Annotated in this window: 15 protein-coding genes; 6 read left to right on the top strand and 9 right to left on the bottom strand. The window is 70.9% G+C overall.

Annotation, left to right across the window (positions count from 1 at the left end):
- Position 1 precedes the first annotated feature (1 nt).
- From htpX to ABN611_RS20915, 4 genes are all read left to right on the top strand, one after another.
- Complete coding sequence (htpX, locus tag ABN611_RS20930; RefSeq protein WP_350273886.1) at positions 2–895, top strand: zinc metalloprotease HtpX; 894 nt, start codon at positions 2–4, stop codon at positions 893–895.
- Between the two features lie 4 nt (positions 896–899).
- Complete coding sequence (locus ABN611_RS20925) at positions 900–1,463, top strand: hypothetical protein (protein ID WP_350273885.1); 564 nt, start codon at positions 900–902, stop codon at positions 1,461–1,463.
- Positions 1,464–1,540: 77 nt separating this feature from the next.
- Positions 1,541–2,689: an Mrp/NBP35 family ATP-binding protein gene (locus ABN611_RS20920; RefSeq protein ID WP_350273884.1), complete on the top strand. Its 1,149-nt coding sequence runs from the start codon at positions 1,541–1,543 to the stop codon at positions 2,687–2,689.
- Between the two features lie 26 nt (positions 2,690–2,715).
- Positions 2,716–3,810 carry a GNAT family N-acetyltransferase gene (locus ABN611_RS20915; protein ID WP_350273883.1) on the top strand — a complete coding sequence of 365 codons (1,095 nt, stop codon included), beginning with the start codon at positions 2,716–2,718 and terminating at the stop codon, positions 3,808–3,810.
- Here the strand turns inward: ABN611_RS20915 and ABN611_RS20910 are convergent.
- Positions 3,793–4,383, bottom strand: coding sequence for a TetR/AcrR family transcriptional regulator (locus tag ABN611_RS20910; protein WP_350273882.1), 591 nt, complete (start codon positions 4,381–4,383; stop codon positions 3,793–3,795). The genes ABN611_RS20915 and ABN611_RS20910 overlap by 18 nt on opposite strands.
- A gap of 61 nt (positions 4,384–4,444) precedes the next feature.
- Between ABN611_RS20910 and ABN611_RS20905 the strand changes: the two genes are divergently transcribed.
- Entirely contained in the window at positions 4,445–4,876 is a 432-nt protein-coding gene (locus ABN611_RS20905) for a hypothetical protein (protein WP_350273881.1), read from the top strand.
- A gap of 1 nt (position 4,877) precedes the next feature.
- On the opposite strand, the gene ABN611_RS20900 is transcribed toward ABN611_RS20905, so the two are convergent.
- From ABN611_RS20900 to ABN611_RS20870, 7 genes are all read right to left on the bottom strand, one after another.
- The gene (locus ABN611_RS20900) at positions 4,878–5,213 is read right to left on the bottom strand and encodes a sec-independent translocase (protein WP_350273880.1); all 336 of its coding nucleotides are present in this window, start codon (positions 5,211–5,213) and stop codon (positions 4,878–4,880) included.
- Positions 5,214–5,392: 179 nt separating this feature from the next.
- The gene (locus ABN611_RS20895; protein WP_350281583.1) at positions 5,393–6,919 is read right to left on the bottom strand and encodes a trypsin-like peptidase domain-containing protein; all 1,527 of its coding nucleotides are present in this window, start codon (positions 6,917–6,919) and stop codon (positions 5,393–5,395) included.
- Between the two features lie 81 nt (positions 6,920–7,000).
- A complete protein-coding gene (locus tag ABN611_RS20890) occupies positions 7,001–8,053 on the bottom strand; it encodes a sigma-E factor regulatory protein RseB domain-containing protein (protein WP_350281582.1) in 1,053 nt (350 codons plus the stop codon).
- A gap of 3 nt (positions 8,054–8,056) precedes the next feature.
- Entirely contained in the window at positions 8,057–8,740 is a 684-nt protein-coding gene (locus ABN611_RS20885; protein ID WP_350281581.1) for a zf-HC2 domain-containing protein, read from the bottom strand.
- Positions 8,737–9,405: an RNA polymerase sigma factor SigE gene (sigE, locus tag ABN611_RS20880; protein WP_350281580.1), complete on the bottom strand. Its 669-nt coding sequence runs from the start codon at positions 9,403–9,405 to the stop codon at positions 8,737–8,739. Before sigE ends, ABN611_RS20885 begins: the two co-directional genes overlap by 4 nt.
- A 156-nt stretch (positions 9,406–9,561) precedes the next feature.
- On the bottom strand, positions 9,562–9,783 hold the full coding sequence (locus tag ABN611_RS20875) for a biotin/lipoyl-binding carrier protein (RefSeq protein ID WP_350281579.1): 222 nt from the start codon (positions 9,781–9,783) through the stop codon (positions 9,562–9,564).
- A 34-nt stretch (positions 9,784–9,817) separates the two neighbouring features.
- A complete protein-coding gene (locus ABN611_RS20870) occupies positions 9,818–10,333 on the bottom strand; it encodes a CGNR zinc finger domain-containing protein (RefSeq protein ID WP_350281578.1) in 516 nt (171 codons plus the stop codon).
- 73 nt (positions 10,334–10,406) lie between these two features.
- On the opposite strand from ABN611_RS20870, the gene ABN611_RS20865 reads away from it, so the two are divergent.
- Positions 10,407–11,549, top strand: a complete 1,143-nt coding sequence (locus ABN611_RS20865) for an MFS transporter (RefSeq protein ID WP_350281577.1) — start codon at positions 10,407–10,409, stop codon at positions 11,547–11,549.
- 22 nt (positions 11,550–11,571) lie between these two features.
- Here the strand turns inward: ABN611_RS20865 and ABN611_RS20860 are convergent, their stop codons facing one another.
- A complete protein-coding gene (locus ABN611_RS20860) occupies positions 11,572–12,438 on the bottom strand; it encodes an SIS domain-containing protein (protein ID WP_350281576.1) in 867 nt (288 codons plus the stop codon).
- Positions 12,439–12,542 lie beyond the last annotated feature (104 nt).

Genomic DNA, 12,542 nt, shown 5'->3' with positions numbered 1-12,542 from the left:
CATGAAGACTCGGTTCGCCCCCGATCGTGGGTTGTCCCGCCGGATGCTGCTCACCAGCTTCCTGCTGGGCCTGCTGTACGTCGGCTTCGTGGCGTTGCTGATCGCGCTGACCAGGAGCGCGGTGCTGGCCGTGGTGATCGCGGGCGGCATGTTGTTCGTGCAGTACTGGTTCTCCGACCGGATCGCGCTGTTCGCGATGCGCGGGCAGATCGTCACGCCGGAGGAGGCGCCGCAGCTGCACGGCGCCATCGACCGGCTGTGCGCGCTCGCGGACATGCCGAAGCCGCGCGTCGCGATCGCCGACGTCGACCTGCCGAACGCGTTCGCCACCGGCCGCAACCCGAAGAACGCGGTCGTGTGCGTCACCACCGGCATCATGCGCCGGCTGGACCAGGACGAGCTCGAGGGCGTGCTGTCGCACGAGCTCTCGCACGTTGCGCACCGGGACGTCGCGGTGATGACGATCGCGTCGTTCCTCGGCGTCCTGGCCGGATTGATCACCCGCTTCGGGCTGTACGGCGGCCTCGGCCGGAACCGCGACCAGAACGCCGCGCTCGTCGTCCTCACGATCGTCGGGGTGTCGCTCGCGGTCTACGCGATCTCGTTCCTGCTCACCCGGGCGCTGTCGCGGTACCGCGAACTCGCCGCCGACCGGGCCGGCGCGATGCTCACCGGGAGACCCTCGACGCTGGCGTCGGCGCTGACGAAGATCAGCGGCGACATCGCCCGGATCCCGTCCCGCGACCTGCGCTCGGCGCAGGCGTTCAACGCGTTCTTCTTCGCCCCGGCGATCTCCGGCAAGAGCGTCTCGTCGCTGTTCTCCACCCACCCGTCGCTGGAGACACGCCTCGACCGCCTCGGTGCCCTCTCCCGCGAGCTGGGCGAGCAAGCTTAGAGCTATGGGCCTTCTCGACATCCTGCTCGGCCGGAGCAAAGCCGTCCCGCCGAACCTCGACCAGCTGTTCTCGCTTCCGTCGGCCGCGATCACCTTGGAGACCGCGGCCGGCTACCGTCCGACGGGCAACGGCTCGGTCTGCTTCAAGGCGGCCGAGGGCGGTGGCTTCACGGCGCTCCGCGAGGAGGTCGACAAGCTGCTCGCGCTGGACAACGGCAAGTTCACCAGTACGACGGACTCGTACGGCTTCAGCTGGCTGGTCCGGCAGACCGCGCCGGACGACCTGGAGACCCTGGTCACCGACCTGCACGCGGTCAACACGTCCCTGGTCGACGCAGGCTTCGGCAACACGCTGCTCTGCACACTCGTGGCCTTCACGAACGGCACCGACTCGCTGGGCCTGGTCTACCTGTACAAGCGCGGCTCCTGGTACCCGTTCGTGCCGGCCGGCGCCGACCGCCGCGACAACGCCAAGGAACTCCAGATCAGGTCGGTCGTCGGCACCGATCTCAACTTCGAGCAGGACCTGTCCCGGTGGTTCCCGATCTACGGCGCACCCGGCCTCTGAAGTAAGGGTTGCCTTGCCGGAGCTACGTCACACGGACCGCGGTCGGGCGGTGTGGGCCGAGCACGTAGCCTTGGGACATGGCTGCTCCCACTGCTGATCAGGTGACCACGGCGCTCGGTGGTGTCCTGGACCCGGAGATCAAGAAGCCGATCACCGAACTCGGCATGGTCGAGTCCGTCGTCGTGCGCGAGGACGGTGTCGTCGCGGTCCGCGTCCTGCTGACCGTCGCCGGCTGTCCGATGAAGGACACGCTGCGCCGCGACGTCACGGGCGCGGTGAGCAAGCTCGACGGCGTCACCGGCGTCGAGATCGACCTCGGTGTGATGTCCGCCGAGCAGCGGTCCGCGCTGCAGACCCAGCTGCGCGGCGGCGTGGCCGAGAAGGAGATCCCGTTCTCCCGGCCGGACTCGCTGACCAAGGTGTTCGCGATCGCGTCCGGCAAGGGCGGCGTCGGCAAGTCCTCGGTGACGGTGAACCTGGCCGTCGCGATGGCCCGCCAGGGCCTGTCGGTCGGCGTCCTGGACGCGGACATCTACGGCCACTCGGTGCCGGCCATGTTCGGCGTCGCGGACGAGCGGCCGACCGCGGTGGACGACATGATCATGCCGGTGCCCGCGCACGGCGTGAAGGTGATCTCGATCGGCATGCTGAAGCCCAAGCGCGACCAGGTCGTCGCCTGGCGCGGCCCGATCCTCGACCGGGCGCTGGTCCAGATGCTCGCGGACGTGTACTGGGGCGACCTCGACGTACTGCTCCTCGACCTGCCGCCGGGCACCGGTGACATCGCGATCTCCGTCGGCCAGCGGCTGACGAGTGCCGAGGTGATCGTCGTGACCACGCCGCAGGAGGCCGCGGCGGAGGTGGCCGAGCGGGCCGGCACGATGGCGCAGATGGTGCACCAGCGGGTGGCCGGCGTGGTCGAGAACATGTCGTACCTGCCCTGCCCACACTGCGGCCCCGAGCACCGGATCGAGATCTTCGGCACCGGCGGCGGCACGCGGGTCGCGGAGACGCTGTCCGCACGGCTCGGGTACAAGATCCCGCTGCTCGGCGAGATCCCGCTCGACGAGCGCCTCCGCTCCGGCGGCGACCTCGGCCAGCCGCTCGCCGCGGCCGACCCGGACACCCCGGCGGCGCAGGTCCTCGACAAGATCGCCTCCACCCTCGGCGGCAAGCCCCGAGGCCTCCTCGGCCGCCAGCTCGGGCTGTCCCCGGTCGGTCGCTGACACCCTCCGGGCTGTTAACTGGCCCGGTGCCGATACCTGCCGAACATCCGGTCCTGACCGACGGGGTGGTGACGCTACGCGCGCCCCGCCCCGACGACGTCGCAGGGCAGGCCGAGCGCCAGCGCGAAGATCCCCGCCGCGGGTTCGACGACGAGGACGCCCGGCGCTGGATCATCTTCGGCATCACCGAGGCGTGGGCGCGGCGCGAGCGGCTGGTGTTCGTGGTCGAGTACCAGGGCCGGTACGCCGGAAGCGTGGCCCTGGAGCCGAACGCCGACGGCAACGCCCGCGTGCACTACGGGCTCTCGGCCTGGGCCCGGGGCGCCGGCGTGATGAGTCGCGCCGTACGGCTGATCCTCGGCTTCGGGTTCGAGACCTGTGGATTCCACGTCATCCTGTGGTGGGCCCGGGTCGGGAACTGGCCGTCGCGCCGGGTCGCGTGGGCGACCGGGTTCCGGATGGGTGAGACGATCCCGGACATGGCGGAAGAAGGCGGCGAGCGGGTCGACGCGTGGACGGCGTGGATCGGTCCGAACGACCCTCGGAAGCCGCGGCGGCCGTGGTTCGACCAGCCGGTGCTGGAGACGCCGCGGCTGCGGTTGCGGACCTGGCGCGAGGACGAGGTCGCGCGAATCACCACCGCGCGGACGAACCAGGCGACCGCGCACTTCCTGCCGTTCATCCCGCAGCCGTTCACCGCGGAGGACGCGCGCTTCTGGCTGAAGGACATGGCCGAACAGGCCGCGAGCGGGCGGCGCTTCAACTGGTGTGTGGCGGACGCCGGGACCGATCAGGGGCTGGGCAACCTGACTTTGTTCGGCATCCACCCCGACGTCGAGGTCCGCGACGCCGAGCTCGGGTACTGGATGCATCCCGAGGCGCAGGGCCGCGGCGTGATGAGCGAGGCGATCCGGCGGGTCGCCGAGTGGTACTTCGCCGCGGACGACGCCGGCGGGTTCGGGGGCAGGCGCCTCTACATCCGTACGGCGGCCAGCAACACAGCGGCCCGCCGTACCGCGGAGAAGGCCGGCTTCCGGCACGTCGGCACCGACCGGGCGGCGTTCCGGCTCGCCACCCACGTCGACGACAAGGTCACCTACGACCTACTCGTCACCGACTGACCAGATGCCCCGGAGCGGGGCGAGGCCTTCCTCGACGTACTCCGCGACCGGGCGCACGCCGCCGTCGAGGTACCACTGCTCGAGCGCCGCGAAGTACCCGAAAACCAAGGCGTTCGCGGCCACCCGGGCTTGGGTCTCGGTGCGGCGGCCGTCGGCCATCAGCGGGGCGATGCGCTGGCTCGCGCGGTCCAGCGTGGCGCCGACCGCCGTGCGGACCGACGGCTCCTTGAAGAAGTAGCGGATCCGGCGCCACGAGATCGGCTCGCCCGCGGCCTGATCCGCATTCGGAGCCTCGTAGTCGCGGACGATCCGGACCATCGTGCCGACCGGGTCGTCGGGGTCGTACAGCTCCTGGAGGGCCTCTTCGCTCATCGCGTCGAACTCGTCGGCGACGATCAGGCCCTCCTTGGTCCCGAAGTACCGGTAGACCGACGACGGCGACACCTCGGCCGCGGCCGCGATCTCCTCGATCGTCACCGCGCCGAACCCGCGCTCGTCGAACAGCTCGAGCGCGCACTCCTGGATCGTCCGCCGCGCCTTCACACGCCAGCGTTCCCGCAGACCGGTAGCCATGTCCCGACCTTAGGAGACAGCTGCTCGCTTCAGCAAGTCACTGTCTTGTACAGTCACTCGCATGAGACAGTCACTTTCAGAAACCCGCCCGGGCCGGGGCACGGCGTGGTTGGCGGTCGGGCTCTCGCTGGTGCTCGCCGTCGCCGCGATCGTCGACCAGGCAGGCAGCCGCAGCCTGTTCGATCACTCGGTGTCCGTCTACGCGCCGTACGGCAAGGAGGTCCAGTCAGGCACTGTCTGCGGCCTCGTGTACGCCGCAGCCGCCTTCAACGCACTCCTGTGGCTCGGTGCCGCCGCCCTCGCCCGCACCCCACGCCCACTAGCTCTTGGAGCCGCAGCCGTCGCCACCCTCCTCACCCTGACGACAGCACTCCTACTCCTGTTCATCACGGAGTACGGCCAACACCCATTCCCACCCCTCTGGGGCCTCCTCGCCCTGCTCCCCGCCGTCGCGGGCGTGCTCGCCCTCACCCACCTCGCCCGGAGGCGGTGAGTCAGGTCGACTCGGGGTCGAAGGGGGGCTTGGCGCCGGCCGGGAGGCGTTGGGGGGTGTTGTCGGTGAGCTCGGCGACGGGCTTGTCGTCGTCGTCCATCGGCTCGAGCAGGTGCTTGCGGACGAAGTTCTTCGGGTTCAGGTCCTGGAGCTCGAGGTCCGCGAACTCCGGGCCGAGCTCGTTGCGCAGGTCGTTCTGCGCGTTGGTCACCATCTGGCGGACCTGGCGCAGCAGCCGTCCCGCGGTCCGGGCGAACTCCGGCAACCGGTCCGGTCCGAAAACGAGTACGGCGACGATCGCGATCACGACCAGTTCGAGCGGTCCGATGCCGAACATGTCCCCACCTCTCCGTACGTCGTCGCGGACAAGAGTAACCCGAGCCTGGTCATGGGGCCTCCCGGCCTGGACTGAGGAGCGGAGGGAGCGAAGCGACCGGAGCGACGAGGGAAGGCCGGGAGTTCCAGCCCCATGACCCGCCGCGACGGAGTCGTGGCAATCGACACGTGCCTGCCCGGTCAGCCGATCTGCTGGGCGAGAGTGAGCGTAACCGTCTGGGTGCGTCCGCCGCGTTCGTACGCGAGTCGCACCGCCTCGCCCGGCTGGTGCGTGCGGATCGAGACGATCAGCACCTCGGCACTGTCCACCGGCTCGTTGTTGACCGCGGTGATCACGTCGCCGATGCGCAGGCCGGCCCGCGCCGCCGGGGAGTTCGGGCTCACCGAGCTGACCCGGGCGCCGCCCTCGAACGTCATGTCCACACCCGCCCCGATCACCGGGTACGACGCCTTGCCGGTGGCGATCAGCTGCTGCGCGGTCCGCCGCGCCTGGTCGATCGGGATCGCGAACCCGAGCCCGATGCTGCCGCTCTGCCCCTCGCTGGAGCCGCGGACGCTGGCGATCGCGGAGTTCACCCCGATCACCCGGCCGTTCATGTCGACCAGCGGGCCGCCGGAGTTGCCGGGGTTGATCGCCGCGTCGGTCTGCAGGGCGCTGATGTACGACGACGCCTGCGTGGGGTCGTCGCCGGTCGTCACCGGGCGGTTCTTCGCCGAGATGATGCCCGACGTGACCGTGCCGGCCAGGCCGAGCGGCGAACCGATCGCGACCACGTCCTGCCCGACGATCGCCTGGTCCGAGCGGCCGAACTGCACCGACGACGCCTGCAGCCCGGTGACCTGGACGACGGCCAGGTCGTACGCCGGGGAGCGCCCGACCAACCGCGCGGTCGCGGTCTTGTTGTCGTTGGTGACGACCTGGATCGAGCCGCCCTTGGCGGCGCCCGCGACCACGTGGTTGTTGGTCAGGATGTGCCCGACGTTGTCGATCACGAACCCGGAGCCGGTGGCGTCGGAGTTGTCCTCGCCCTCGACCTTCAGCTGGACGACGCTCGGCAGCAGGCTCGCGGCGACCGAGGACACCGACCCGGCGCGAATCTTCGGGTCCGCTCCGGTGCCGACCGGCGGCTGGGGCTGCTGGGCGATCGGCGCGTCGTCACCGTCGAGCGCCACCACGGCCGTGGCCGCACCGGCCCCGGCGAGGACCCCGATGACGAGCGCGACCAGAGCGGCGATCGTGACGAGCCGGTTCAGCCGCGGCGGCTCCGCTGTGTACGAGCGGGCCTGCTGCTGGTGCCAGTCCGCCGGGGGCGGCGGGAGGTACGCCGGGCGGTACTGCGGCTGCTCGGTCGGCCACGCCTGTCCCGGGTACACCGGGCGGAAGTTCGCCTGCTGCGGCTCCGGACGCCCGAAGCTGCGCTGGGTGGTGGAGCGGCCGCCGTTCGTCTGCCGGTACGCCGCGTCGGACCCCGGCGTGCGCAAGGGCGCCGTACCCGCTCCGGGAACCGGCGGGGTCAACGTCAGCGGCGCGTCCGAGGACCCCGCGGGACCTGCCGAGGCCGGACCTGCCGAGCTGGGATCTGTCGAGGCGGGACCTGCCGAGCTGGGCCCGGCCGGGGCGGGCGCGGTGGGCGCGGTGGGCAGCACCGCCGTCGGGTCCGCGGTCGCCGGATTCGGAACTGTCGGCTCGGCGTCGTCGCTAGTCACGGTCCCCGCCTCACGTCGTCGTGGTCGTCGTCGGTCGGGAGCCCTGGCTCCGGGGGTAACCGGAGGGACTTCCACATTCGATTATCCCAGGTTCGGCGAGAGCGCACCCATCGGAGTGAGCCAGGTCGCGATCTTGGCCAGCCCGGTCCCGAGCCGCTGGATCGCGGTCAGCTGCTCCGGTACGTCGTGAGGGAACGCGCGGACCACTTGCCCGAGCTGCTCCGGCGGCAGGTCCCCGATCAGCGTGTAAACGATGCCGCCCGACGACCAGACGACGTACGACGGCATGCCGTAGCGCAGGTACACGCCGGGGCTGTCGGTGCTGGTGAAGCCCTCGACCGCGGCCGGGTCGAGCGTGCCGCGCTGCTCGAACAGCGAGACGTTGAAGAGCCCGTCGGAGTACGAGAACTGCAGCGAGCCGTTCGTGGTGTCCTGGTGGACGTCGTACAGCTTGAGGGACGCGGGCAGCTCCGGTGCGCAGACCCAGCCCTCGGAGCGCAGGTTGTCCACCTTGCCCATGCCGACCGCCTCGACGCCGCTGGGCAGCATCGGCGGCAGGTGGCCGAGGAACTCGGAGCCGTCGATCGTCAACGCGGTGAAGACGGTCGCCCGCACCATCGTCTTGCCGTCCGCACCGAACAGCTGGCGCTGCAGCAACAGCCCGGTCGTCTTGTCGATCCAGAACCGCGCAGCCAGCGTCTTGTCGTCCCGCAACGCCTCAACCAGTACTGCGGACCGTCCGATCACGTCCGTGCAGCACTTGTCGACCAGCTGGTACGTCGCCTGCAGCAACGCCAGGGGTCCGCCGTCGATCGCGGCGTCCGTGGCTGTGGCGCGCTGGACGAACGCCTTCGCGCCGGGCGCGGACGAGCCCAGCACGCTGACCTCGGAGCCCTGCGAGGCGGCGTGCACGATCTCGAGCATCGCCGAGCTGGCGCCGTGCGGTCCCCAGGAGGTGATCACCTGCGTGCCGTGGTACGAGACGTGGTTCGGGGCGTCGGCGGCGCGCTGCAGCCAGCTGACCGCGGTCGGCGAGTCCGACCGGGAGCCGGGCGACGCGACGGCTGCGGACGTGGGCAGGCCGAAGCCGATCAGGGCGGTGCTGACCAGGACGGCGAGCCGGGAGAGGCTCACCGGTCAGCGCCCTGTCAGGGCCACCGGGCGCAGTGTGGGGCCCACGGTCGGGGTCAGCCCGCTGTAGCCAGTGCCCGTGTAGCCCGTGCCTGTGTAGCCCGTGCCCGGGTAGCCGGCGCCGGTGTAGCCCGTGCCGTTGTAGCTGTTCAGCAGGGCGACCGGATCCGCGAACGGGGCTCCGTTGCTCGTGTTCGCGTGGTCGGACGAGAAGCTGGCGACGGGCGGCTGCAGGGTCGGCGGCTGCTCGGAGCGGGCCGGGTCGCCGACGACGAACGCCGTACCGAGCAGGGAGGCGACCGCGGCGGCCGAGCCGGCCGCGCCCAGCACGCCGGTACGGCGGCGGGAGCGACTGCCACGGGCAGGGCCCGGGCGGGTGCCACCGGTGCGCCCGGCGGGGAACGCGGACCGCTGCGGGAACAGGCTGACCGCCGGCGTGACCACCGGACGGACCTCCTCGCGCGGCTCGGTCGAGAACGAGGAGACGCCCATCAGGCGCTGCATCAGGTCGGTGGACGGGTCCGGCGACTCCAGCGCGGCCATCCGCGCCTTCAACCGGCGCTGCGCGTCCACCTCGGCGCGGCAGGTGTCACACCCGACCAGGTGGCTCAGCACCTTGTCCCGCGAGTCGTGGTCGAGCTCACCGTCGACGACCGCGCTGAGCTTGTCGAGCGGGTGCTGCAGCGTCATGCGAGGTCACCCCCGTCTGCGAACAGCCCGTCGGTCGGCGGGCCGCCGACGCGGGTCTGGCCGGAGCGCGGGGCGCGGTGCTCGAGGTGCTTGCGCAGCATCGAGCGGCCGCGGTGGATCCGGCTCCGGACGGTGCCGAGCTTCACGTCCAGGACGTCCGCGATCTCGTCGTACGTCATGCCCTCGATGTCGCAGAGCACGACGGCGGCGCGGAAGTCCTCGGGCAGCGCGTCGAGCGCGTCCTGCACGTCGTGGTCGAACAGGTCGGAGTCCAGCTTCTCGGCCGGGCCCTCGCCCTTGGCCGGCAGCCGGTCGTGGGCGTCCTCGGGCAGGCCGTCGAAGCGGATCCGCTGCTTGCGGCGGGCGCCGTCCAGGAACAGGTTCGTGGTGATCCGGTACAGCCAGCCCTCGAAGGTCCCCGGCGTGTACGACGACAACGAGCGGAACACCCGGACGAAGACCTCCTGGGTGAGGTCCTCGGCGTCGTGCTTGTTGCCGGTCAGCCGGTACGCCAGCCGGTAGACGCGGGCGGAATGGGTGCGGACGATCTCGTCCCAGGACGGCAGCGCGTCCGGCACCTGCTGGGGTGCGGGGACCGTCGACGTGTCGAACGGCTTCACCGCAACGCCTCCCTGGGTCCTCTCGGCAATGAGCGTGAAGGCCATGGTGCCGCGGTCACCGTCCTTTGCGCACGTCGGGAGAACCCGGGCCTTACCCTGAGTTCCGTTTCGCTGTACGACGGCTCAACGGCGCACCCCGCCGGGAAGTTCCCGGCCGGTGCCTTCACCGGTAAAGACGCGCTGCGGGGCATTTCGGTTGAATCACCTCTCGTCGATCACGGCGATCGGGTCCCCGTCCCGGACCACTTCGCCCTCGACGACCTTCAGTTCGGCGATGGTGCCGGCGACCTCGGCGAGCACCGGGATCTCCATCTTCATGGACTCCAGGATGACCAGTGTGTCCTCCGGCCCAACCGTGTCCCCGGCCTTGGCGGTGACCTTCAGCACGTTGGCCACCAGCTCGGCCAGCACGGTGTGACTCAACTCGCACTCCTCCCTGGGCTTCCTGGGATACACCCTAGGCCCGCCGTGCCCGGTGGGCGGCCACCCGGGTCCGGCCGGCGCACCTCGGCGTACAGAACCGCCGCGGCCGCTTCTCCGCCGCGTTGGCGAAGACGCGCTCGCAGTCCGCCGCGGCGCAGACCGCGAGTGCTTCGAAGCCGTGCCCGGCCGCGAACGTCGCCAGGCCGAGCGCTGTCGTCGCCGCGAGCCACTCGGCCCAGGATGCTCCCGGCCGCGCCACGTGGACGTGCCACGGGGTCCCGTCGTGGTCCGAGAGGTACGGGCGTACGGCGTACCGCTTGAGCATCGCGTTGACCACCCGGGCGCCTTGCGCGGAGTCGCCGTGGAACACGGGGCGCAGCCACTCGCGGAGCAGCCGAATCGCGGCCAGGTCGTTCTCGTCGACGTCGATGGGCCCGGGTTCGCCGTGCTCGAGCAGGAACGCCTGCAGGTCCCCGGTGGTGCGCAGCTTGTCCGCGTTCACCAGGTCCACTGCCAGGCGGATCAGGCGGTCCGGCGACTGGATTTCCATTGGACTCCTTCCGTAACGCGTTTGTTAGCGTAACGCGTAACAAGCAACTTCGCGTTACTCCTGGAGGCTCGGCGTGCCCAGCTACTACCTGGCGGCGACGCTGGCCCGCTTCGCCGACGAGATGGTCGCTTTTACGCTCGTGCTGCTCGTCCTGGAGCGCACAGACAGTCCCACGCTGGCCGGGCTGACAGGGGCCGCGTATGCGTTGCCGGCAATCGTCACCGGACCGCTGCTCGGCGCCTGGCTCGACCGGACGGCGTACCGGCGCAGTGCGCTCGCGATCAACCAGGCGGCGCTGGCGGCGGTCATGCTCGCTCTGCTCGCACTGACCGGACATGCCGCGAGTTGGCTCTCCCCCGCGCTCGCCGCGGTCGCCGGTGCGACACTGCCGATGGTGAGCGGTGGGCTCACGAGCATGCTGCCGAGCCTGTTCCGGCAGGATCGCCTGGCCCGCGCGAACTCGTTCGAGGCCGCCAGCTTCAGCTCGGCGGCGATCGCCGGCCCGGCAACGGCCGCCACCGTCACCGCGGCGGTCTCCATCGAGGCAGCCGTGGTCGTGATCGTGGTCGCGGCGACGCTAAGCATCGTCGCGATCGGCCGATTGCCTGCGCTACCGCCGGTGGGCAGCACAGGCGAGCCGTTCCTGGCGTCGGTCGTCGGGGGCCTCCAGCACCTGGCACGTACACCCCGGCTGCGCGCGTCGACGGTCACGACCACCTTGCTGATGGGCTTCAGCGGCGTACTGCTGATCACCCTGCCGCTGCACATGCCGTCCTTAGGCCACCCGGAGTCAGCAGCCGGCTACCTGTGGACGGCAGTCGAGGTCGGCAGCGTGACCACGGCACTACTACTGGGCCGCCTGCGCTCCAGTTGGCGACCGGAGTACGTCGTGATGCTCTCGGTCGCCGCATACGGTCTTGTCCTCACCACGTGGCCGCTCGCATCGTCCCTGGCGGTCCTACTACTGCTCGCGCTTCTGGCCGGCCTGGTCGAAGGACCGACACTGCCGGCGATGTTCGCAGCCCGCCAGCAGTACAGCCCACCGGCACTCCAAGGCCGAGTCAGCACCACCGCCGCCAGCCTCCGCGTAGGCACCTCAGCCCTAGGCCAAGCCACGGCCGGCGCCCTGGTCCCAACCATCGGGACCCAGGCGTCCCTCGTCCTGGTCGGCGCAGGCCTGACAGCCGCAGCCCTCACCGGCCGCCTGTCCTCCTGAACGCCGGGGTGGCCGGGTGGGGTCAGGCGTCGAGGATGACGGAGCGGGAGAGGCTGCGGGGCTGGTCGGGGTTGAGGCCTAGGGCCAGGGACTTGGCGACGGCGACGCGCTGGGCGACGACCAGGGAGGCCATCGGGTCGAGGTCGGCGTGGTGGACGATGGTCGCGCCGGTGGCGGTGACGTCGTCGACCAGGCCCGCCGGCGGCTCGCCGAAGATCCAGACGCCGCGACCGGGCTGCGCGATCGCGATCGGGCCGTGCCGGTAGTCCTTCGCCGGGTACGCCTCGGTCCACGCCGACGCGGCCTCGCGCTGCTTGAGCGCGGCCTCGTGCGCCAGGCCGACGGTCCAGCGCGTACCGACGTACGTGACCTGCTCGAGCTTCGCCAGGTCGTCCACGTCGACGGCCAGCGCGGCCTCGGCGTCCGCGGCGGCCTTCGTCAGGTCCTCACCGAGCGACGCCCGCAGCAGCGCCAGCGTCGTCGTCGCGAACCGCGTCTGTACGACGGACTGCTCGTCGGCGAAGTCCAGCAGGATCGTCTGGTCGGCCAGCTCGACGATCGGCGAGTCCGCGGTCGCGGTGATCGCCACGGTCGGCAGGTCGGTGGCGCGGATCAGGTCGAGCACCTCGGTGGTCGTACCGGAGCGGCTGATCACCACGACCGCGTCGTACGACCGCCCCGCCGGGAACTCCGAACCCGCGAACGCGTCGGTCTCGCCCTGGCCGAGGTCCTCGCGGAGCGCGGCGTACGCCATCGCCATGAACCAGGAGGTGCCGCAGCCGACCGCGGCGACGCGCTGACCGGCCTTCGGAAGTGCATCGCCGTACTGCGCGAAACCCTCGGAAACCTGCCGCCAGAGGTCCGGCTGCGTGGCGATCTCAGTGCTCACAAATGGGGTCTGGGTCATGTCGTCTCCGCACTTGTCATGGTCGAAACTGCTCGAACGTGATCGAATGGTGCCAACCAGCCGCCACCCGGCTGACCGATTGTGTG

It is taken from the genome of Kribbella sp. HUAS MG21, assembly GCF_040254265.1.
Lineage (GTDB): Bacteria > Actinomycetota > Actinomycetes > Propionibacteriales > Kribbellaceae > Kribbella.
Note: the sequence above shows the minus strand (reverse complement) of the source record. Positions and strands in the feature narration are given on the sequence as shown.